General features: G+C 51.7%; 18 protein-coding genes. 11 read left to right on the plus strand and 7 right to left on the minus strand.

Features of this window, described 5'->3' with window-relative positions:
- Positions 1-21: 21 nt before the first annotated feature.
- From K3T83_RS31450 to K3T83_RS31470, 5 genes are all read right to left on the minus strand, one after another.
- Positions 22-855, minus strand: coding sequence for a phosphoenolpyruvate hydrolase family protein (locus tag K3T83_RS31450; RefSeq protein WP_220206875.1), 834 nt, complete (start codon positions 853-855; stop codon positions 22-24).
- Positions 852-2,105, minus strand: a complete 1,254-nt coding sequence (locus K3T83_RS31455) for a Tm-1-like ATP-binding domain-containing protein (RefSeq protein WP_220206876.1) — start codon at positions 2,103-2,105, stop codon at positions 852-854. The genes K3T83_RS31450 and K3T83_RS31455 overlap by 4 nt, the downstream gene beginning before the upstream one ends.
- Before the next feature lie 81 nt (positions 2,106-2,186).
- Positions 2,187-2,474, minus strand: a complete 288-nt coding sequence (locus K3T83_RS31460) for a putative quinol monooxygenase (RefSeq protein WP_220206877.1) — start codon at positions 2,472-2,474, stop codon at positions 2,187-2,189.
- A gap of 86 nt (positions 2,475-2,560) precedes the next feature.
- The gene (locus tag K3T83_RS31465) at positions 2,561-2,803 is read right to left on the minus strand and encodes a hypothetical protein (protein WP_220206878.1); all 243 of its coding nucleotides are present in this window, start codon (positions 2,801-2,803) and stop codon (positions 2,561-2,563) included.
- Positions 2,804-2,968: 165 nt separating this feature from the next.
- A complete protein-coding gene (locus K3T83_RS31470) occupies positions 2,969-4,600 on the minus strand; it encodes a flavin monoamine oxidase family protein (protein WP_220206879.1) in 1,632 nt (543 codons plus the stop codon).
- A 404-nt stretch (positions 4,601-5,004) separates the two neighbouring features.
- Between K3T83_RS31470 and K3T83_RS31475 the strand changes: the two genes are divergently transcribed.
- The 11 genes from K3T83_RS31475 (at position 5,005) to K3T83_RS31525 (ending at position 19,371) form a co-directional block, all read left to right on the plus strand.
- Entirely contained in the window at positions 5,005-5,934 is a 930-nt protein-coding gene (locus K3T83_RS31475; RefSeq protein ID WP_220206880.1) for a hypothetical protein, read from the plus strand.
- A gap of 80 nt (positions 5,935-6,014) precedes the next feature.
- On the plus strand, positions 6,015-6,539 hold the full coding sequence (locus K3T83_RS31480) for a hypothetical protein (RefSeq protein WP_220206881.1): 525 nt from the start codon (positions 6,015-6,017) through the stop codon (positions 6,537-6,539).
- 130 nt (positions 6,540-6,669) lie between these two features.
- Positions 6,670-7,017 carry a DUF2171 domain-containing protein gene (locus K3T83_RS31485; RefSeq protein ID WP_220206882.1) on the plus strand — a complete coding sequence of 116 codons (348 nt, stop codon included), beginning with the start codon at positions 6,670-6,672 and terminating at the stop codon, positions 7,015-7,017.
- Positions 7,018-7,315: 298 nt separating this feature from the next.
- Positions 7,316-8,437: a sigma-70 family RNA polymerase sigma factor gene (locus K3T83_RS31490; RefSeq protein ID WP_220206883.1), complete on the plus strand. Its 1,122-nt coding sequence runs from the start codon at positions 7,316-7,318 to the stop codon at positions 8,435-8,437.
- Positions 8,438-8,773: 336 nt separating this feature from the next.
- On the plus strand, positions 8,774-9,430 hold the full coding sequence (locus K3T83_RS31495; protein ID WP_220206884.1) for a TetR/AcrR family transcriptional regulator: 657 nt from the start codon (positions 8,774-8,776) through the stop codon (positions 9,428-9,430).
- A 216-nt stretch (positions 9,431-9,646) separates the two neighbouring features.
- Positions 9,647-11,833 carry an MFS transporter gene (locus tag K3T83_RS31500; protein WP_373324623.1) on the plus strand — a complete coding sequence of 729 codons (2,187 nt, stop codon included), beginning with the start codon at positions 9,647-9,649 and terminating at the stop codon, positions 11,831-11,833.
- A 213-nt stretch (positions 11,834-12,046) separates the two neighbouring features.
- Entirely contained in the window at positions 12,047-13,801 is a 1,755-nt protein-coding gene (locus K3T83_RS31505) for an ArnT family glycosyltransferase (protein ID WP_220206885.1), read from the plus strand.
- Between the two features lie 15 nt (positions 13,802-13,816).
- Positions 13,817-15,259, plus strand: a complete 1,443-nt coding sequence (locus K3T83_RS31510; protein WP_220206886.1) for a glycosyltransferase family protein — start codon at positions 13,817-13,819, stop codon at positions 15,257-15,259.
- Between the two features lie 99 nt (positions 15,260-15,358).
- Entirely contained in the window at positions 15,359-16,531 is a 1,173-nt protein-coding gene (locus K3T83_RS31515; RefSeq protein WP_220206887.1) for a mannosyltransferase family protein, read from the plus strand.
- A gap of 11 nt (positions 16,532-16,542) precedes the next feature.
- Positions 16,543-17,658: a hypothetical protein gene (locus tag K3T83_RS31520; RefSeq protein WP_220206888.1), complete on the plus strand. Its 1,116-nt coding sequence runs from the start codon at positions 16,543-16,545 to the stop codon at positions 17,656-17,658.
- Positions 17,659-17,670: 12 nt separating this feature from the next.
- Positions 17,671-19,371 carry an MptA/MptB family glycosyltransferase gene (locus tag K3T83_RS31525; RefSeq protein ID WP_220206889.1) on the plus strand — a complete coding sequence of 567 codons (1,701 nt, stop codon included), beginning with the start codon at positions 17,671-17,673 and terminating at the stop codon, positions 19,369-19,371.
- On the opposite strand, the gene K3T83_RS31530 is transcribed toward K3T83_RS31525, so the two are convergent.
- Both K3T83_RS31530 and K3T83_RS31535 read right to left on the minus strand, forming a co-directional pair.
- Positions 19,310-20,065 (minus strand): GNAT family N-acetyltransferase, encoded by a 756-nt coding sequence (locus K3T83_RS31530; protein ID WP_220206890.1) that lies wholly within the window; start codon positions 20,063-20,065, stop codon positions 19,310-19,312. The two genes, K3T83_RS31525 and K3T83_RS31530, sit on opposite strands and share 62 nt — an antisense overlap.
- Positions 20,066-20,095: 30 nt before the next feature.
- A complete protein-coding gene (locus K3T83_RS31535; RefSeq protein WP_220206891.1) occupies positions 20,096-21,559 on the minus strand; it encodes a glycosyltransferase 87 family protein in 1,464 nt (487 codons plus the stop codon).
- Positions 21,560-22,058 lie beyond the last annotated feature (499 nt).

Genomic DNA, 22,058 nt, shown 5'->3' on the forward strand with positions numbered 1-22,058 from the left:
TTGCGCTGTTTATTAGTGGTTCTACGACGCTGTAGCAGGTCGAAGCTGCTTGAAGCGCTTCGTGTTTTCAGTGATGGCAACCTCTGTAGGCAGGCGTTCCATACTGGAAGCTCCGAAGAAGCCAACCACGCCCTGAGTACGGGCCAGCACATAGGCGGCATCTTCTGGTTCGGCAATCGGTCCGCCATGACAAAGAATCAGAATATCGGATTTGACGCTTTTCGCTGCATCGTGCATGGCCTGGATACGCTCCACACATTGATCGAGCGTGAGTGCTGTGTACGCACCAATCGATCCTTTGGTGGTCAATCCCATATGTGGCACCAGCACATCCGCACCAGCCTGAGCCATTGCTCGTGCTTCGTCTGGATTGAATACATAGGGAGCGGTGAGCAGATCCAACTCATGTGCCATGCGAATCATTTCAACTTCCAGATCAAAGCCCATTCCGGTCTCTTCCAGGTTTTGTCGAAATGTACCATCGAAGAGGCCCACTGTGGGGAAGTTTTGCACGCCCGCAAAGCCCATCTCTTTGAGCTGGCGCAGGAAGTAGGGCATGACGCGAAATGGGTCGGTGCCACACACGCCAGCCAGAACAGGCGTCTTTTTGACAACTGGCAGCACCTCGTTTGCCATCTCAACCACAATTGCGTTTGCATCACCATAGGGCAGCAGGCCGGCCAGCGAGCCGCGCCCGGCCATTCTGTAACGACCAGAGTTGTAGATGATAATAAGATCGACGCCTCCAGCCTCCACGCACTTTGCTGAGAGGCCAGTGCCAGCACCAGCTCCGATAATCACTCCACCCTGATCTCGTGTGCGACGTAATCGTGCGAGCGCCTCTGTTCTATTCATGATGCACCTCCCACTTTGTTCGTTTGCGTGAGCTTCTGACTGTGCAATAGCTCATCGAGCCGTTGCGCCATTGCCTGTGCGAAACGAGGATCGTTAATGTCCATGTCCAACTCGTGAACCTCAATATGACCCTGCAAGCCGCTTTTCATCTGCTCGATCAACTGACGATCTGCCTCTGGATCGTAGAAGACGCCTCCCTCAGCGGCAATCATAGAGATACCGCGTAAGGGAATAAACAGCGCAACCGGTCCTTTTGCCTGATTGAGCTTGTTGGCGAGGATGCGTCCGAGTTTTGCGCATTCTTCGGGCGTCGTTCGCATCAAGGTAACAGTGGCATTGTGTCGATAGAGGTTGCGCTGGCGAAACTTGTCGGGAACGGTATCGATGGGTCCAAAATTGACCATATCCAGCGCGCCGAGCGAGACAACCTGGGGCAGCGCATGCTTTCCGGCTGCTTCCAAACGATCTGGCCCCGCGCTCAGTACGCCTCCCACCAGTTCATCAGCTAGCTCGGTCGTGGTAATATCGAGGACGCCAACGAGAAAATTACCGTTGACCAGCGCCTCCATTGAACGCCCACCGGTCCCTGTCGCATGGAAGACCAGCACTTCGTAGCCGCGCTCTTCTAGCGCTTTACGAGCCTCGGTGACACAAGGCGTCGTCACGCCAAACATAGTAGCGCCGACGAGCGGTTTCGCGTGGGTGGAAGGTTGGAACGTGGCATAGTTCTTTGCCATGCCAGCAATAGCGGTGGCGGCGTTGCTTAAAATAAGCTCGGAGATGCGGTTGATCCCGGCGATATCGACGACCGAGTACATCATGGTGACATCGACCTCGCCAACATATGGTCTGGTATCCCCGGATGCCAATGTTGAGACCATTAGCTTCGGGACGCCGACCGGCAAGGCACGCATCGCTTGAGTTGCGAGTGTGGAACCGCCGGAGCCACCCAGACCAAGTAATCCGTGCAAGCGTCCCTGCGCGAAGAGATCCAGTACAGTTGCGGTTGCACCACGCGCCATTGTCTCGATAGCCGCGCCACGATCACCAACAGTCGCCAGTTGTGTAACATCTGCTCCGACCGCCGCCGCCACCTGCTCACGGGGAATATCTGGTTGCGCTAATGGCTGGCCCTGAACTCCGGCGTCGATGAGTAGCACCTCGCAGCCTTCTTGCTCCACTCGTTTGCGCAAATAATCATACTCAACCCCTTTGGTATCCAGTGTGCCAAGCAGTACTACCGTCGTCATATCGGTCAATTGCTCCTTTCATCTTTGAAAAGATAGATCGCTTGCTTCTCTGAAAAGTATACCGAATTGATGTGGTTCTATTTAGAGGGTCTCATAAAAAGAGCGCTCGCGGCTCTCCAGATTGGGGATTGCCTCGCCTCGCACATATTGCTCAAAGTATGGGGTTGCCATGTGCGCTTCATAGCCGGACTCATCAACGTATTGCTCGTACAGGAAAAATAGTTGTGGGTCGGTAGTTGAGCGCTGGGCCTGATAGTACAGAGTGCCCGGCTCCTGACGTGACAGAGGGGTCATTTTTTCAATCACCTGTGCAATCAGATCTTCCTTGCCCGGTTTGGCACGCCACAGCGCGGCAACGACAAAAGCCATATCATGCTCCTCTCTCTCCAATGCGATTTTCAGGCAAAATATCTGCCCTTGATTGTCATCTCCACAACGTCTTGGATTTGCTCTTTTTAACTATCACCGATAATACCTGCAATGCAGGCATCTTTGTATCTTCTCCATGCACGCTCTGTGATGCCAAGCTGTCCCTTGAGCATGCGCAGTTCGGTTGGCAGCAGATATTCTTCTGCTTCATAGCAATAGCGACCGACCTGGCGCTGCTTTTCCTGATAGGCGGGAGAAGCGACGGACAGTCTCTTCAAATCGAAGAGATTTTCTGCCAGAGCAACCATGAACCCATCGAAGGTTCTCATTGTCTTTCTTTCCTCCATGTATAATCTTACCATGTTTTACGGAAAGCGTTTCCTGTTGTGGCAGCTCGCTTGACGAAGAGCAGGGAAGATGGTAGCTCTCTGCTACTTTTTATATATACCTGTAACTACGGAGAAGGTATCTTTACGCAAAACAGTTCTCACCCTTTAAACCATGCCAAAATCCTCTAAGATTTCACGCGCGGCCCGCGCCCCTTCGCCCGCGCCGCCTTCCATGTAGCCCTGGGCCTGTACCGAACAATGTTCGCCAGCAAAGTGGATAGCCCCCTGACGTACGCGCTCGTATCCGGCAAAAGATGTGTACTGACCGACCAGCCAGCAGGCATAACTGCCCTGGATATGTGGATCGCCTGTTGGATAACTCAATGCGGCATTTCCAGTGTAGTGAGCGCTGATACCAGGAAGCACCTGCTCTAGCTGTTGCAAACAGTAGGAGGCGTAACGCTGGACCTCTTTCGAGTCTTGGGAGGTCGAGTAGGGAGAAGCAGGCGTATAGGAAGAGCTGAAGATACCACCAGTGTAGCTCACCAGAACTCCAGTAACACCAGATTGCCCCAGCGATGCATCCCAGAGGACACGCATATGAGTATCGGTGATAATGAACCCGTTGTTCGTGGCAGGCCAGGGACCGCCCGGTTGCCGCCAGTAACGCGTGTCGAATTCGAGGAAAAGTTTGGAGTTTGTGCCATAGCCTAGCTGCGTAATCGCCTTTCGCTTCAGGATATCGAAGCCTGCCAGCTGATAATCGACCTGGCGCAATGTGCTGAAGGGAAGGGTCAGGATTACATGGTCGTAGGTAGCATCATGTAAGCCATCAGGAGTTTGCACTGATAAGGTGATGCTTTCATCGCTATTGCATTTGATTGCCATCAGGCGATGTTGCAGCTTGATGGCCTCCGCGGGGAGACATTGAGCAATGGTGAGCGGCAAGAGCTGGTTGCCACCCGCGATCTTCATGCGTCCCTGAACAGAGCCAGTTAGATTGAGGCGACCTGTGGCTGGTTGGGAGCCGAGAAGATAGATCAGATTGAGCGCGCTCTGAAGCTTTGTTTCGACGCCATAGAGTCCCGTGCCAGCAATATCCAGCAATTGTCCAAATGGGGTGGTATGTCCTCCCGGAACATATTGCTCAATCCACTCATAAATACTCATGTGATCAAGGCGATAGCCAGTTCCTGTGTAATGGTTATAGGTCGTGGGATAGCCTGCCTCCAGGACTTGTTGGTGCAACGTCGCTGAGACGGGCTGAAAGTCTTCAAGAAACTGTTCGGCTGAATAATACTGGCCGCCGAAGAAAAGAATGCTCTCAGCATCGGGCGGCAGCGCTTCATCAAAGCTGATGGTCGGCAGCGCGAAACGTTGAATCAAGTCGTGTATGACTTTTTGTTCGGGATCAATAAATTCCCCGCACCATTCGGTAATGATAGCATTAGCCCAATCGGTGGTATCAGAGTGCATGCGTCCACCAATACGATTGGCAGCTTCATAGATGGTGCAGGTGAGACCTGCATCTTGCAGCACCAGGGCGGCATGAAGTCCGGCGATACCCGCGCCAACAATGGCAATTCGTGCCTGCTGGGGCGTGCGAGTCTGTGCGATGGGGAGCGCTTTGAGCAATGGGATAGAGAGCCGCTCATCTGTATCAGTTGATAAGCCTTCAATTTCTCCTGTGTCGTATTGTTCCTGGATGAGAGTATCCTGTTCATCCTGTCTCTGCTCTGATTCTCCAGAATGCTCTGTATTCTTTTCTTGTTCGTGGGGAAAAGGAGAATATGCCATCTCTATGCTCCTGCGCGCTGATAATCAATGGTAAGTTTATGCATATATTATCCATATCATGCTTTACACATTGTTGTTTCTACCAGTTATTCTATTCGCGGCTTCTATTATCGCACGTGTGATCTGCTAGTGGAAATATGGCCAGAAAATAGCTCTCTTTTACCAGTTCGCAACCGGAGAACTATTGTAAGGTTGACCTGGATTAAAAGCTCTGCGGCGGATTTATCCGATAATGAGGTGTATTTTTGGGGGTGTATAAACGTTTCTATAGAAGGGAGATTGTTCGGGAGGTCTAAGTGGAAAGGCACATCTATATATGTATCTGCTTGCCTGTCACTATCTGAAGGCAATACAATGGAATAACTGTTATCGCATCTGTTGAGAAAGGATATGGATGTTCTGTTATGTCTTTTTGTGGTCAATGTGGTAATCTCTTAGCTCCAAACGCGAAAAAGTGTCCTCGCTGTGGTGCAACCGTACCCAACGATGCATCTACTGTCCAGGCACAGTCAGAAAATCTATCTTCGGCAGAGGAAGATTATGCGACGCAGCAATCAGTGGACTCGCGAGAGACGGAGTGGATGGCGAGTGGCGATCAAAACGCAAAGAGTACAGCTGGCCCTGCTGATTGGGAGCAAACAATTCCACCTCATGCTGCGGCAGGATCTTTTTACCCGCCCTCATATAATATGCCAGCAGAAAATCACCCGATAGGCGTCAGCCCCTCGTTTATGCCTGGAGGTGAGACATATCCTGACCCGACCCCATCGCCTGATTATCCAATGAATTATCCCGAAAGCTCATATCACACACCTGCACCGCCTGCTCCAACAAAAAAATCCTCCACCGCGCTCACGTTGGCAATTATCGCCTTTGTGTTTGCCGCAGCGCTAACCGCCACGTTGCTTGCAATGAAGCCCGGAACGCTTGATCGGCTATTAGGGCATATTGCGACCCCCACCGTAACAGCGATCACGCCCACGCCGTCGCCAACTGCTGCCAAAACGCCAGAACAGCAAGCGCAGGCCGTGATTGAACAGTACTTCAATTACATCAATCAAAAGAATTACCAGGCCGCTTACAATTTATGGACGCCATCGCCCAGCAGCTATCAGAGCTTTGTCAACGGCTTTGCACATACAAAGCACGATGATATTCAAACAGGTAGTATTACTCAGCAGAACGACGGCACCGTACAGGTTCCCATCGTGATTACTGCGCTGACCGATAAAGATACAAAGGACACCTTTAGCGGCTATTATGTTGTGGGGCAACAGCCTGACGGTTCCTGGAAAATTACAGGCGCGAAGATTAACCCTGGAGCCAGTTCATAGCGTTACTTACATCTCTTAATGCTATCTGTTCCGTACAATATCTATAGGAATAGAGATCATACTACTGGGAGCATAGTGTTATGGATAACTTATCCTGGCTTGCTAGCCTGATCAAATCAAGAAATACTATAGATGGCAAAATAGCTGATCTTATAGGCCGTAGCGCGCAGATCAATCATGTGGGAGAATATATTGCTGCCTCTATCTTCAATATCGCTTTTGAAGAAGAGGGCAAGCGGCGTGGCTACGATGGCCGCTTCCTACAAGGCCCACTGGCAGGCAGGACCGTTGATGTGCAGTGGCGGCTCAGACACGATGGGCTGCTCAATATTCGCCTGGACGCTTACCCCGATTATTACCTTATTCTCACTGGGTTAGAGAATACATCATCTACCCTGGCAAATCCCTGGAGCATTGCATTTGCCTTTCTCTTCAATGCCCAGGAGTTGCTGAATGCGTTGAAAGAGCGCGGTGTACAGATCGGCAGCGGAACCAGCGTGACTGGACCCCTATGGGAGCGAGCAGAAATCTACCCCATCCCTCGCAACACCAGGTTTGTTCTGTCAGATGAAGAGCGCAAGATGCTCTTTTTGTTTAATCAATAGATAGCAGATAATCATTGTCAGACGAGAAGCCACCATTGAGGATATCCCCACAGGCAGCATGAAACTTTTCCAACTAACGTAACGTGAAAGCGAATAGGTGCCTCACAAATACAGAGAAGGTGGACGAGAGATGCCAAACTGGAATCACCAGGACATACATCAACATATGCATGTCTATTCTTCAGAAAATGAAGATTTAGGACATATTGCAGAAGTATACGAGGATTCTTTTTTAATACGCAAAGGCTTAATATTCCATAAAGATCGGTATATACCTTATAGTGCGATTTCATATATAGACAAAGATAAAGGCAAAGACAACGTACATCTGGTGATGAGCGCGGATGGGGTGAAGGATAGAAAATGGGAAAAGCGCCCCGATTATGAAGATCATCTAGGAGATCCAACGCAGCTCTTTTATGATCGTGGTCATGGCGTCCATGATCCTTTTGACGAAACCAACCCGGATAAAAGCTGATGTATTTTCCTGCATACAATCAAAAGGGTGACACATTGCGATGGAAAACAACCTGATATGTGGTGGGGAGACGGAACGTAGCAAGATAAGGTTACAACCTGATTGTATTTAAGGTAATTACCCGATGTGATGGCCCGGTCCATTCTTTTAAAATAGAGGAAAAGAAATAGAGAATCAAGGAATGGACACGTACCTATCAGCACGAACATTCGACTGTGCCTGTTTGTGCTGACCACGAGGCCATACGGGGTCCGACGCTGATTTTGTCGGTAAGTTTCCTGAAGGGAGCGTGGAATTCATGGCAATTGTTAATCCTGTCAGTGATGACCATCGAACTATGTTAGCGACAGCAGCAAGAGATGGGTTCTCAGCTGCCATTACAGATCTCGATGTAGATCTGGAGCCTCCATCCACTAGAAGCCGGGCAAGACGAACAACAGAACCCCTCGGAGATATCGGGTTGACGTTGGGGGATGTTGAGACATTTTTTAGCGGTCTTGAAGAAACAGAAGAAGACGCTGAAAGTGAAGAAGAGTTGGAAGAAGCCCCGGCTCGTGCGCGTCAGGCAGGTGTTGCCAATACGAAACATGCATCTGGCTCTGAAGATGCTTTTCAGAGCTACTTGCGTGATATTCGTGGACTGGGGTTAATTACACACAGCGAAGAGATTGAATTGGCACAGCGAGCGGCGGCAGGCGACGAACTGGCACGCCGCAAGCTGATCGAATCGAACCTGCGCCTGGTTATCGCAATAGCTCGCCGTTATACCAGCACCGGTGTTCCCCTCATCGATCTTATTCAGGAGGGCAACCTCGGATTGATGCGAGCCGCTGAAAAGTTTGATTATCAACGGGGCTGTCATTTTGGGACATATGCAACCTGGTGGATACGTCAAGCTGTTAGTCGGGCAGCTGGAGAACAGTCTCGTTTAATCCACTTACCCGAACATGTCGCCACGCGCTTGCGCAAAGTGCGCCGCATAGCCGCGCAGCTCTCGCAAGAAAACGGACTTGATCCCTTGCCTGAACAAATTGCAGAGGCTTGCAATTTTGATGTCAATGAAGTGAAAGATCTCCTGGGCGTTATCGAGCAACCTGTTTCGCTCGATGCTCCTGTGGATGATGAAGCCCGCTACTCATTAGCGGATTCGCTAGAGGATAGTACAACTCCCGCTCCCGCCGATACCGCCTCTCAACATCTGCTAGGGGAAGAGCTTCATCGCGCTTTAGCTGTCTTGACACCACGCGAACGGGCCGTCATTACCTTACGCTATGGCATTGGTGATGGCCGCAGTCGCACACTTCTTGAAGTGGGAAAAGAACTGGGTATCTCACGAGAGCGCGTGCGTCAGCTTGAAGTGGTTGCGCTGATGAAATTGCGCAGCTTGAGTGGCAGCATTGCCCTGCGAGAATGTGTCTAACTCACTGTCTTGTTTAGAAGCACCTCTACTGGTGCTTCTTCTTTATTTTTGGGGAGCATGGACACCTCTTATGTCCAGATTTCATATGGGAGTGTGGGATCATTCGCTTGACAACAAATCTCGTCACTGCTATACTCTTTACGGAAATGGAATTCCAATTCCATATAAGAGTGTGGTTAGGGGTGTGGCACGTCATCTTCTCCGAGGTCTTGACGAGACCTCGCCAAACCTCAGGGACAACGCCGTGCAAGATCAGTTGCCAAAATGGGACACTCTCAATGGGAGCATTGCATGTTCCTGATGATCGTCTATTCGTCATCAGGAGAGGAGGAGTACATGAGCCATGTTGAAAAATCATGCAAACGAGCCGATGCCGTGACCAATCGTGCGCGGCTGCTTGCGGCAGCTCTAGCTGTGTTCGCGCAATCCGGGCTTGACCTGGAAGTGAATGATGTTGCCTCGCAAGCCCAGGTTGGGGTGGGCACGCTCTATCGCCATTTTGGTAATCGGGAGGATCTCCTGCGTGCTCTTGTCAATGATACCTTTGAAGATGCCCTGACCCAAATACGCCTGGCAGTCCAGCCCCACATGGATGATCCACGTGCCGCGCTTGAGGCACTGGTCGCGGCAGGATTGCGTGTGCAACAGCAATATAGATCTCTCTTTGCCGTGATGCGCGATCCACGACTAAAAAAGTTGCTAGATCCAGCACGGGGAGAGGCTCGGCGGACGCAGTTTCTCGATCAGGCCAGAGGGGTGATGGAACGAGGCATCCAGGCCGGGATTTTCCGGGAGGATATCGATCCCGAACTGGCCGCAGCTGTCATCATGGGGTCATTCGCCAGCGTCTTTGATCACTTCGGGAAGATCACTGCGCTGGCTGAACTGGAGCAGCGGCTCTTTCAGCTTCTATGGATGATGGTTGCGAAGGAGGGTGGCAATGCACTCCTTGTTGGTTCCCCGCTGATCGAGCCTGGATCGACTGGCGGGTGATCCACCTCAATGGCAGCTTATGTTTGCGCAATTCTCGTGCGAAAAAGCTGCCTCTTTCTTTTTTTCTTTTGTTATGTTTTCTAGAACTGTTTTATTCATGAAAAATCTAGATCACGGCCGCCTACCCCTGATCAACCTGCAACGTTGCATGAGAACAGTTTGGCCATTCTGAAAGGAGTATCTCTGCATGTCGCAAGTTCAAATGACGACCCCCCAATCAAAGTCCCCCGTAGGCTGCGACCACCTGGCCCCCACTACAAATGGATCGCGCTCTCTAATACCACACTGGGCGTTTTGATGGCTACCATCAACTCCAACATTGTACTCATCTCGTTGCCCGCTATTTTCAATGGAATCGGTATTAATCCGCTGGGAGCTGGCAACACCAATTATCTGCTCTGGACGTTGATGGGCTATATGCTGCTCACCGCGACGTTGGTGGTCTCGCTGGGCCGCATTTCGGACATGTTTGGCCGTGTTCGCCTGTATAATATGGGTTTTGCAATTTTTAGCGTGGGTAGTGTTCTCCTGTATCTCCTGCCTGGCAAAGGAGACATGGCGGCGATTCTGATGATCATCTTCCGTCTGGTGCAGGCGGTAGGCGGTGCCTTGCTTATGGCCAACAGCACGGCTATTCTGATGGATGCCTTTCCGCTAAAGCAGCGTGGCATGGCCTTGGGCATTAACCAGATGGCGGCTATCCTGGGGTCGATTATTGGTCTGATCCTTGGCGGATTACTCTCCGCTATTGACTGGCGTCTGGTCTTCCTGGTCAGCGTGCCGGTGGGTATCGCGGGTACGATCTGGGCGTATCTGATGCTACGTGAGGAGGAGCAGACCAGGGCGCGCCCGAAAATGGACTGGTTTGGCAATATCACGTTCTTCCTGGGCCTGACGATTGCGCTGATTGGCATGACCTATGGCTTGCAGCCGTATGGCAGCGACCCGATGGGTTGGGGCAACCCGTTTGTGATCGGCTGTCTGGTTATCGGCGTGCTGCTGCTGGTTCTCTTTGTATGGATTGAGATGAGCGTTGAAGCGCCGATGTTCAACCTCAAGCTGTTCAGGATTACCTCGTTCACGAATGGCAATATCGCGAATCTGTGTGCCGGTTTGGTACGTGGTGGTCTGCAATTTATGCTGATCATCTGGCTCCAGGGCATCTGGCTACCGCTTCATGGCTACAGTTTCGCCGACACCCCGTTATGGGCTGGCATTTATATGCTGCCACTGATGGCCGGTTTTATCCTGATGGGGCCGTTAAGCGGCGTTCTCTCGGATCGCCTGGGTCAGCGCCTCTTCGCGGTGAGCGGCATGATTGTGCAAGCCGTCTGCTTTATCCTGCTGACGCTTCTGCCAGCAAATTTCGATTATGTCTGGTTCGCCGTACTCCTGGTCTTCATGGGTATCGGTCAGGGTATGTTCTCGGCACCCAATACCACACTGTCAATGAACGATGTGCCATCGGAGCAACGCGGCGTGGGTTCTGGCATGCGTTCCACCTTTACGAATGCCGCGTCGGTGGTCAGCATGACGATGTTTTTTAGTATTGTCACGCTTGGCCTGGCTAATTCGTTGCCTTCGACGCTCTCCAGTGGGCTAATCAACGAGGGCTTACCGGCTACCATCGCGAATAGTGTCGCTAAACTACCGCCGATCGCGGCGCTCTTTGCTGCCTTCCTGGGTTACAATCCGATGCAGTCCTTGCTGCCAAGTGCAGTCCTTCAGCAGTTGCCACAGACTGCGCAGAATACGCTGCTAGGACAGAGTTTCTTCCCCAATCTGATCTCGTCGCCGTTCATGAATGGTATGAGCATGGCCTTCTATCTGGCCGCAGTAGTCTGTGTGATTGCCGCCGCAGCCTCGATGGTTCGCGGCAAGGTTTCACTCCCACAGGAGGTGATTGTCAACGCCGGGAGCGATGGGCTGGGTCTGGAAGAGGGCATGCCCGCGATGGTCGGTCAGGCGCAATCGATCCGTCAACAGCCGTTACCGCAGCCTCTCCAGAACAACCAGAACAATTGGCAGCCCACACCCATCCCGGCCTTCTCGCTGCCAGCGACTCCCGCCTTCCAGTCTATATCGACTGCGGCCTATCCGTCGAAGAACCCGGAGGGGCAGCACCAGGGCCAGCTTTCCTCTGCCATCAACCAGTTGCTCACTGCCGCTCGTGAGGCCAATGTGAGCATAGATAGCATTCATGCGGAGATTGAACGCCTGAAAATCGCAGATGAGGAGCGCAAGCGCCATCTGACCGTTGTCGTCAGCCAGTTGCTCATGGTCGCGCACCAGTACAAACTAGGGCTGACCGAGATCCAGAGCGAGATCGAGCGGCAAGAAATACTCTATCTGCAATCCGTGCAGAGAAGAAATCCCAGCAATATGATTCATCCTGAAATTTGATGCTGGAACAAACTCCTACGCCGAACTCAATTTGAGTTCGGCGTATTTCTGAAGAGAATGGTAAAAATGCAAAAAATCTTCTCTTTGTTTAGAAGCCACATCTGAGGTGATCTCCATATTTCCCTCCGTCTCGACGTAAGCGCCTCGATATGATATACTGGCGACCTATCCGCTACCACAATATCTCTATTGGCTCGCTTTGAGCGTTAAAACATGAATGTAAGAATTGATAACCTGCACGATGAGGGCGCTCTCCATAAGCTGGACCGTATGCAGATTGTGCGGCGTTATACCCCGACAACGCGTGATGTGCTGATTACTTTGGCCTTAATGATACTGGCTCTGATCCCTCGCATAATACTGGCGCGACAATTGGATGTGGTGACTGATGAGATTGTTTATATCTTTGGTGGCAAAACAGATTTTCACCTCCTGACTCACTGGCTCATCAAAGAGAACTTGTGGAGTTATAACTATGAGCATCCTCCCCTGGTCAAGCTCATCATTGGATTGATTATCTTCCTCAACATGCATAGTGGCGCTCTTCTCAGCGAGCTACAGGTTGCGCGTGTTCCCAGCATTATTTTCGGGAGCCTGTTAATCGCTGCTATCTACAGGTTCGGGCGTATCCCCTTTGGGCGTGTTATTGCGCTGGGGGCTGCTTTGTGCCTCGCCTTTAGTCCCTGGCTGGTCTATTTCAGCGCTCTGGCATATCTGGATATGACCATGACCGCCCTCATTACGATAGCCTATCTGCTGCTGTGGCCTGCTATCCGGTGGCCACAACTATATCTGCTGATCGCGGTCCTGGTGGCGCTGGCTGCCGATAGCAAGTATACCGCAGCACTGGCAATTCCGGGCATGTTGCTCTTCACACTCTACTATTATCTGCTCCTGCGTCCACGCCTGCCACAAGAACAGCAACCCACAATCCCCTGGCGCTGGTGGTTGCTTGCGTTCGTGCTGTGTCCACTGACTTTTCTGATTGCCGATCCTGCAATCTGGCCGCGCCCAATCCCGTTGCTGCTCCATAGCTTTCTTTATGAATGGAACCACGCCTCAGAGGGGCATCTCACTTTTATGGCCGGTGCCGCCAGCCTGCATATGCCTCAATGGACGATTCTCTATATCCTGTTTGCGAAGTTCAGTCTGCTTGTCACGCTTCCCGCGCTCTTCTTTCTGCTCTTCGCGCCTGTACAACTTGTGCGCTTTCATCTGGCGCGCACTCAATCAGGCTACCAGGAGGCGGCGCGTTATGCGTTTCTCTTCATCTGGCTCCTTTCGATGCTGTTGATGTTTAGCCGTTTAACTATCGTCGTCGGCACACATTACCATCTGCCACTGGCACCACCGCTGGTCCTGGCAGGCGCAACAGGATTGGTGATCTTGTTGCGATATGTTGCTATTGCGGCTTCTTATATTCATACTTATAACCCTGTTCGTTTTGATACATGGAAATGGCGATCCGTATGTGGATGGGATGGTAATCCCTTACACGGTAAACTGCTGGCGAGTGTGCTTATTACCGCACTGGTTGTGCCGCATGCGTTGGGATTGGCAACGACGTATGGAGCTGAGGGATATGCAAGTGAGCTCTTTGGGGGAGAGAATACGTCGCTTCAGGTAGCTTATCCTGGCTATCGTGACGGATTGTTCTGGCTGGCAGATCATACTTCTGCTCAACGGGCGCGGGTCGGGTTGGTTGGCCTGGAAAATGCTCTGGGTGGGGGCAATTATGGAACCTCCTGGTACACTTATAACGGTGATCTGGCTGCTCGCTTTCAGTTGACAGAGGTTCACCCGGACGATTACAATCTCTCGTATGATTATCTGGTATGGCCGATGCATCTGATTCAACGCGGCTATACTATACCTCCCGCCTGGCAAACGCGTGTTGTCCATACCATTACCGGTGGCGCGACTATTTATTGCTATATTCTCGCACGCAATCCAGCGACGATTAGATAAAATACAGGTAGTTTAATGAATACAAATGTATTGGATGACAATGCTTCCCGATCCTCCTCTATAGCAACCAGAAAGAACGTGCGGTATTTCTGGCTAGATATTGTGTTGCTGTTGCTAGTTGGTGCGGCTTTATACTATGGTTCGTTCTGGAAGAGTTTGGATGTTCATAGTGCGGCGGCTCAGCAGACCGATGTTGCTCGCTATGCATGCTATACAGTGACTTTCTGGCAAGGGTATGCAGGGTTGTCGGAGTTGCCCACGCAACAATGTGCGTTTATTACCCATCCAACCTCGACAACGCCCATTCTCTCTTCGATCAGTGTTCTCAAGAAGCTGACGGCGTTAGGTGCGCCAGCGTGGTTGACCGACTTTGTAGCGACACAATCGCCCACGCAGCCATTGCACGCTCTACCAAGCGAATATCCGTTGATTGTGATGGTGCCGTTTAGCCTAGCCGGTCTCGCTCCACCCATTTATTATCAGTTGGCATTTGCTGTGGTGATGCTGGTGCTGATGGCGATGATTTATCTAGTGCTGCTGCGCTTCGCAGGCCGCTGGACAGCTTGCGCTTTTTTGCTCTTGCTGCTCGTTGGTGGTTGGGGAACGGCGCTGGGTCGCTTTGATCTCTTCCCGGCAGTGTTGACATTGTGTGCGTTGCTCTGTGCCGAACGCGCACGTTGGAACTATGCTTTTGCGTTGTTAGCGTTGGCGGCACTGTCAAAAATCTATCCTGTCTTGTTAGTGCCTGCTTTTCTCATCGCTCAGCAAAGAGAGTATACAGGCAAATGGTTCTCATGGCGGCGCTGGCTTGCACCGGGCCTATTTCTCGCGCTCTGTATCGGCGTGAGCGCCGTATCGTTGCTCTTGAGCGTGGCCGGGACGCTGGCCCCGCTAAGCTACTTTGGTAACAGACCAATTCAGGTTGAGTCCGTTTCGTCGTCGCTGCTCTGGCTCGCTCACACGCTGGGTGGCTATCCACTGACGTTCGGTTTCAGCTTTGGATCGCGCAATATGTTCAGTCCGTTGTCGTCTCTCGTGGCAACAGGTGGTACAGTGCTGCTCGTCGTAGGCTTGCTCTATACGCTCTGGTTACAATGGCGCGGAAAAATTACGCTGGCGCTGTCGTCGCTGCTGATCTTACTGATCATCATCTATACCGGCAAGGTTTTTAGCGCGCAATATCTAATCTGGATCGCGCCCATCATTGCTTATGTCAGTCGGGGCGAGAGGAGATGGTTGCTTGGCTGGGGGAGTGTTAGCCTTGTTACAACATTAATCTACCCTTTCCTTTATGAGCGCCCGAATTTCCCCTTCGGACCCTATCTGCCAGATTTTTATCTCACCGTTTTTGTGCGCAATGCCCTGTTTTCGATATTCCTGGCTACCCTGTTCTATGTCGTCTCGCGCCGCCCTGCTGCTTTCGGAAAGTCGTCATCAGCAGCCGAAACAGGCTCATGAGGTTGTCTTTCGGATGGAGTGGCAGTCATAATTTGTGGCTCTGCCGATACCATGTCCGTTATTCATCGTAACATATGCAGACCAGACGGAGGCGGCTCATTGCAGCAAAGATGTGCATCATTTTTCAAAACTATACCAATACGAGATATTTTCTGGCTCTTTCTCATCACGCGATTGGCGCTGGTCGCCATTACCTATATAGCCTATGCGCTCTTCACGGTTCCTGGCCAAACTAGCATGCCTGTAGACAGCATTGCACTACTGACGAGTTGGAATCGTTGGGACGCCCTCAATTATGTGCGAATCGCACAATACGGCTACGAGCAGCGCGTTGATCTGGCCTTCTTTCCACTTTTTCCCGCGCTGATTAATGGTATTGGGCGTGTGCTGGGCGATTGGAGCTATCTGGCAGCTGGCATGTTTATCAGTAATGCAGCCCTTTTTGGCGCGATGGTGTTGACATATCGGCTGGCCTGCGATGCCTTTGGCGATGAGGGTGCCCGGCGCACCCTGCTCTACTGGTGCATCTTTCCAACGGCCTTCTTCTTTTTCGCGGCCTATAACGAATCGCTGCTTCTCCTATGGGTGACAGGCGCTTTTCTGGCAATGCAGCGGCAACGCTGGTGGCTGGCCGGCCTGCTTGGCCTGCTTGCCTCGCTGACCCGCGTGACAGGTATCTTGTTGATCGTTCCCTATCTCTGGGAGCTATGGAGCGCACGCACGCAACTGCTTGCATCTCGCAAAGGCGCTCTTCTGGCAATAGTACCAGTGATTCTTATTCCAGCCGGGATGTTCATCTATTGTCTGTATTGCTGGTATGCGGTCGGCGATTTTCTGGCGTTTCTCCATGTGCAGCAGCATTCGGGACGCTATTTGTCGCTGCCCTGGGCGGGTATCTGGCAGGCAATTTCGGCGCTGTTTCTCTATCATGCACAACCGTTTGGCTCGGCGAATCAGGCGCATCTCTTGTTGGATCTCAGCGCAACGCTTGGCTTTATTGTTCTGGTGATCGCAGGGTGGCAGAAGTTGCGCATCAGCTATACGCTCTGGCTGGCCTGTTTTCTCGTCTATATCCTGCTCTATCCCGCTCTGGACAAGCCAGATATCTTGCTTTCCAATCAGCGTTTTGTGCTGGAAATGTTCCCGGCCTTCTTCACTCTGGCGGCGTTAAGCTTGCCGCGTCCACGCCTCCATCAGAGCTTGATCTTACTTTTCCTGGCGTTGCAGGCGGTCTTAGGGATAGCGTTCTTGATGAATCGCTGGATTGTGTAGGAATGACGACTATGAAACGTGCTCCCATTCGTGATATCATGGTCCTGTTTCTCGTGACGCGCTTGCTGTTGTTGCTGGTCACATACTTCGGCTATATTTTGCTGACTGCCGAGCAATATTCGAGTGCGCCCGTTGATGCTGCGTTCTTTACCTCGTGGAATCATGGGATTGTATTGCGCTACCTGCATATTGCCCAGGCTGGCTATCAAAGTGCAGCGGATACCGCTCTCTTCCCTCTTTTTCCGTTGCTCATAGCTGCCCTGGCACATCTGTTTGGCAATGGCGATTGGAGCTATCTGTTTGCTGGCATGCTTATCAGCAATCTCGCTTTGCTGGGAGCGCTGTTTGTGCTCTATCAACTGGCCGTTGAGAGCATTGGGGAAGCGGTTGCACAGCGTACCTTGCTCTATCTCTGCATCTTCCCAACGGCGTTTGTCTTTTTTACCGCATCCCATGAGGCGCTATTCCTGCTCCTGACCACAGGTGTATTGCTCGCCCTTCGTCGGCAGCACTGGTGGCTGGCGGGACTGCTTGGCTGTGGTGCGGCACTCACCGATATTACAGGACTACTCCTGATCGTTCCATATCTTTATGAGTTATGGTTGAGGCGTGAGAACGCGAAGCTGTGGTTGGCGCTGCCGCCAGTGGTGCTTCTCCCTATTGGGACCGTTCTCTATAGCTTTTATTGCTGGCAAATAGTGGGTAATCCTTTCGCTTTTCTGGCATCTCGACCTCTCTCCTGGCCCTGGCAGAGTCTCTGGCAGGCTTTTGTTGAGCTATTCTGGCGGCAACCGTTCGGCTCCTTTTATCAGGTGCGTGTTCTGATCAGTTTGAGCATCACGCTCGCTTTTCTCTTATTGACGCTTTCCGGCTGGTCCAGACTGCGCATCAGCTATAGTCTCTGGAATATTCTGCTTCTATGTAGCATTTTGCTTTTTTCTGGCTCGGATCAGCACGATCCCCTGGCTGCAAGTCAGAGCCTCGTACTGGTCATGTTCCCTGCATTTATCACTCTGGCACAAATAGGAGAGCGGCGCTCCTGGCTTCATCAGGTGGTGCAAATAGTCGGTGTGATGCTCCTGGCAACGTTGAGCCTGCTCTTTATAATGAATCGATGGATGGTATAGGAGATTGTAACGGTGAAAAAGGTGTTGGAAGATAAAAAGCCGTCACATGCTGAGCGTAGGAAAGTAGGTAGCGATGGTCGGGCAAGCGGTCTGTTATATTGCGCTATTGCGTTTGTTGCCTGCATCCTGGTGAGCCTTGCACCTCTCAATCGGCTGGCTGGCGTCGAGTATTTTCGCTCGCTTCCTCTCAGCATGTGGCCACTGGCAATCGGCACCTGGCTCCCTCTCGACTTACATCTGGTTGCCAACGCCCGACAATCGCAGCTCTCCACCCATCTCATCCTTTTCCTCTCGCTGGTGACGTTGGCATTTGTGATTTATGGGGTGAGTGCATGGTATATCCAGCACTTACCTGAGCATCTTATTGATAAACGTTCTCCTCAGATGAGGAGGTGGATCTGGTTGGCGGTGGTGATCGCCGGGCTTGCGCTTGTCTTTACGCCGTCCATGCTGTCGCATGATGCGTTTGTCTATGCTGGTTACGGACGCCTGCTTACGGTCTACCATGAGAATCCGTATTTTGTGACGCTTTCGACCCATCCGCAAGATCCTTTTACGCACCTGGATGATTGGAATAATGCTCCTGCCGCCTACGGTCCGGTCTGGCTCATTATCAGCATGCTTGGTTCATGGTTGGCAGGAGACCAGCCTCTTACCTATATCCTCTGCTATCGCCTGCTTGGGTTGGGTGCGCATTTGCTCAATATGGTGCTGGTCGTCATGATCTTACGGGCGTCCGGGCGCTCTGAGCGGACGGTAGTGTTGGGAACACTCCTCTACGCCTGGAATCCGCTGGTGCTGTTGGAGAGCAGTCTGGGTGCGCATATGGATACCGCGATGGTCACGTTGATGTTGGGCGGCATCCTGTGCTGGGTGCGAAGAGAACAGTCTGCTCGTAAACCAGACATACGCGCCGCTCTGCCATCGCTGCTCTGCTTTACATTGGCAGCCTTGATCAAGTTTACAGCGGCACCTCTTGCCATACTATTTCTTGTGCTGCTAGGGCGCAAAACCCTGTATGCCACTCGCAGTGAATTGGGCGAGGGCGCTCTTCAATGGCAGGCAGCTATCCGCACGGTTGTTATCAGTGGTGCTATAGGTGCAGGGTGCGCGCTGGCGCTCTATATCCCATTCTGGATCGGACAGAGCCCTTCCGCGATCATCGCCAGCTTTACGAGTCCGCCCTCGGCAAACGCGGCGTATGGCTCGATTCTGTCGGCCATCCTCAACTGGATACGCTGGCATGGTGCGGCCAATCCTGGTTGGCGGAAGACGCCGCTGCTCTTCTTCAGTCAGTACAAAGTCTGGCAAAATATGGCTCTGCTCGCGCTGGCGGCTACGATGATTGGTGGGATTGTGTGGATCTGGAGGCTGCCAACTGCCAGGACGTTGACGCTGGCAACTGTCGCGGTATTGGGGGCGTTGCTGCTAGTGACGCCCTGGTTCTTTCCCTGGTACGTCATCTGGTTGGTGGGATTAGCTGCCGCCTGCCTGCCAATGCGTGATCGGCCTGGTCGCGCCGTGATTGGCGCAGCACTGGCGTTCTCCACATCGGCATTTTGCATCTATCTCTTTCGTGGCTTCCCACCGATTGGCGATTGGGAGGGCTTTACCAGCCTGACGACCGTTGGCCCTCCGCTGCTGATGCTGGTTATCCTCCTGTTGTTTGGATGCGATACCAGTAATGATAGTTCTCCTGAAAGCCGAACTTAGCATACAGGCCGCGCGCATCCTGGTTGGTGCTGACCACCTGAAGATAGGCTCGACTTGCTCCTCGCTCGCTGGCCCAGTTGAGCATGCCGCTCACAAGTTGTGTACCGTAGCCCTTTCTGCGCTGTGCTGGATGGGTAATGATATCGAAGAGACCGAAGATCTCGTGCTCCAGCACACCCACTCCACAGGCGACAGGCGTATCCTGCTCGTAATAGACGGCAAAGAGCGTTTGAGGGACGATATGTTGCAAGATGGCGCGGTGAAAAGCTTGCAGCTCTTCGTTTGCTTGATTCAAGCTCCTATAGCATGAGAGCCACTCATCCAATGGCACGGCCTGAAATGCGGGTTTGAGCATCGTGTCATTGGTGGTGAGCTTCGTTGGAAGCAGTGTTGAGAGTACCAGTGTCAGATCGGCAAAGCGGTACTCACGTTGCCCTAGCAGGTCGTCGAGAACCTGTGCATCGTCAGAGAAGGATGGGAGGCGAAAGATGGTTGGCTGCTGCTGCTCCCGATAGTGTTGTTCACAGAAAGCGATCTTATCCTGAACTGGCAAGGATGAAGGATAGACGGGCGTGACCGAGTTTGCTCGTTTCGTATATCCATTGGCAAAACGAATGACCCAACCATCGAACAACACCTGTTGCAGGGCCGGCCAGCTATTTAGCGCCGCTTCCTCAATGCGCCTCTCTAACATAGATTTCCTCTCGTTCGTTGTGTTTGTCATTTATTGCGAGATCGATACCTGCGCTGCTTGCTCATCAACGGTTGACTCGTCGGCTGTACCTGTATGCTTGTTACGCGTGTAATAGATGAGCAGGGCAAGAATGAAGCCAAGGAGCAGGAAATTGCGAGCCGTTGTGACCGGGAAGAAGACTGGTAGCAACGGCACATCGGAGAGGCGAGGCGTCATGATATAGATGTTGGGATAGATCCAAGTCGTCAGCAGCCCGATTGCACTCCACGAGATTAGCCATTTGATATTGGCTCTGCCAACATAGGCGACCAGGGGAGCGACCCAGATGAGGTATTGTGGGCTGAACACCTTTCCTGTCACCATAACGATCAGCAACGTTAAGAGAGCAGCAGCCGCCAGTTGGATCTTGCCGCGCCACTGCAACCAGTAAGTATAGAGGAGGCCGCTGCCTAAGAGGAGCGTGCCGAGCAAGCTGATTTTTGAGCCAAGCGATGGCACATTCAGGATATTGAGTGAGCCAAAGGTTTTGCCGTAGACCAGTGTATGATGAGTGACAACGCTAGCGATCCAGATCAGGGAGGCGGAGAGCGATTCCACCTGTACAGGTCGGTCGCCGAAATAGCGTATCTGATCGATCGTGTTGCCGACGCTCAAGAGCAGGGAAACGCCCATGATGACGACACAGGCAACTGCAAAAAGACCCAGTGATTGCCAGCGCCGCCAATTGAGCCACTTCATCCCTGTTTTGTGAACCTCCATCTGTTGAGCTAGCAGGAACGGGGGCAGAAGAATGGCCGGGTAAAACTTGACCATTGTTCCCAGGGCAAGCCAGAAGAAGGCCCAGTTCCAGTGTTTGCGCATGGCACAGACGATGGCAATGAGCGTCAGAGCCGATGGCACCAGATCAAAGCGTCCTAGAGCTGTTCCCCAGCAGCCTGTCACCAGATAGAGGGCAAAAGCGATGGCCGCGCTCCTTGAGCGGAAGCGTGCCAGTACCGCGTAGATTATCGCGGCCACGACTGCCATCACAACGGCAAAGGCTATCTGATACCAGTAGAAGGGGGCGAGCAGTGCCAGTGAAAAAGGGATCAGATTGAGAAATGGATATTCGCGTGGCAGTGCGTGAAAAGGCATATCGGGCGATTGTGCTGCAACGAATTGTACTAATGGTTGCGGAATGCCCATGCGCTGCATCTTTTCCGCAAGAGCGGTATTGTTAATAATAGGAATTGTTGGGTCGGGATGCAGGATATTATCGCACTGATGTTCGGGGAACGAGTGCAGAGCAGGAACGCCTTGCAGAAAAGCGACCGCGTAGCATTGATATTTGGCCGCGTCTGTGTAGATTTTAAATATCTGCCAGGAAGCGCCATAGTAGAGTAGGCCACACATGACCAGTATGATAGCGACATCTAACAGGGTTTTTATGGAACGTTTCTGTATTGGTTCTTGCTGCGATGTAGTGTTATCTGCTTCTTGTGTCTTTACATCCATACTTATTTTCACCATCCCAGACATTAAATAGAGTGATACCAGCGAGACAAATCTCAAATCAATCTCAGATTTAAATTACAATCCAGATCCAAATACTAAACGCGAATGCGTGTACCTTCCGTCACAAAAAATGGCCGGTGTTCACTCCGACCAATGGATCGTCGTGGACAGTATAGAGATATGTTGTGGCGATTGTCAATGCAAATAGGCATAATCACACTTTTTTTGCCTTCAAAATAACATATGAAATAGTAATAGAAGAAATTTATGATGTATATGGGAAAATACTAGAAAAGATAAAAAGATAATAATGGTTAAAAACCTTGCGAATTGGCCTGCTGACTCGTTTGCTTGCTGCAATGAAAGAGATGAAGAGAGGGAATCTTTCATGTATAATGGCTGGGAAGATACTATCTGGCCAGTACACGGTGAACTCACTTGCTATTGCTGGCATGGTACTATAGAGAGTAGGAAGCATAATGAGTTTTACAAATAGATC

The organism is Reticulibacter mediterranei, assembly GCF_016587455.1.

Bases quoted from the DNA above. Each gene is read 5' to 3' on its own strand.
- K3T83_RS31520 (WP_220206888.1), top strand. From the start codon at position 16,543: ATGAAACGTGCTCCCATTCGTGATATCATGGTCCTGTTTCTCGTGACG.
- K3T83_RS31490 (WP_220206883.1), top strand. From the start codon at position 7,316: ATGGCAATTGTTAATCCTGTCAGTGATGACCATCGAACTATGTTAGCG.
- K3T83_RS31485 (WP_220206882.1), top strand. From the start codon at position 6,670: ATGCCAAACTGGAATCACCAGGACATACATCAACATATGCATGTCTAT.
- K3T83_RS31460 (WP_220206877.1), bottom strand. From the start codon at position 2,474: ATGGCTTTTGTCGTTGCCGCGCTGTGGCGTGCCAAACCGGGCAAGGAA.
- K3T83_RS31470 (WP_220206879.1), bottom strand. From the start codon at position 4,600: ATGGCATATTCTCCTTTTCCCCACGAACAAGAAAAGAATACAGAGCAT.
- K3T83_RS31505 (WP_220206885.1), top strand. From the start codon at position 12,047: ATGAATGTAAGAATTGATAACCTGCACGATGAGGGCGCTCTCCATAAG.
- K3T83_RS31475 (WP_220206880.1), top strand. From the start codon at position 5,005: ATGTCTTTTTGTGGTCAATGTGGTAATCTCTTAGCTCCAAACGCGAAA.
- K3T83_RS31530 (WP_220206890.1), bottom strand. From the start codon at position 20,065: ATGTTAGAGAGGCGCATTGAGGAAGCGGCGCTAAATAGCTGGCCGGCC.
- K3T83_RS31450 (WP_220206875.1), bottom strand. From the start codon at position 855: ATGAATAGAACAGAGGCGCTCGCACGATTACGTCGCACACGAGATCAG.
- K3T83_RS31480 (WP_220206881.1), top strand. From the start codon at position 6,015: ATGGATAACTTATCCTGGCTTGCTAGCCTGATCAAATCAAGAAATACT.
- K3T83_RS31535 (WP_220206891.1), bottom strand. From the start codon at position 21,559: ATGGATGTAAAGACACAAGAAGCAGATAACACTACATCGCAGCAAGAA.
- K3T83_RS31495 (WP_220206884.1), top strand. From the start codon at position 8,774: ATGAGCCATGTTGAAAAATCATGCAAACGAGCCGATGCCGTGACCAAT.
- K3T83_RS31510 (WP_220206886.1), top strand. From the start codon at position 13,817: ATGAATACAAATGTATTGGATGACAATGCTTCCCGATCCTCCTCTATA.
- K3T83_RS31465 (WP_220206878.1), bottom strand. From the start codon at position 2,803: ATGAGAACCTTCGATGGGTTCATGGTTGCTCTGGCAGAAAATCTCTTC.
- K3T83_RS31455 (WP_220206876.1), bottom strand. From the start codon at position 2,105: ATGACGACGGTAGTACTGCTTGGCACACTGGATACCAAAGGGGTTGAG.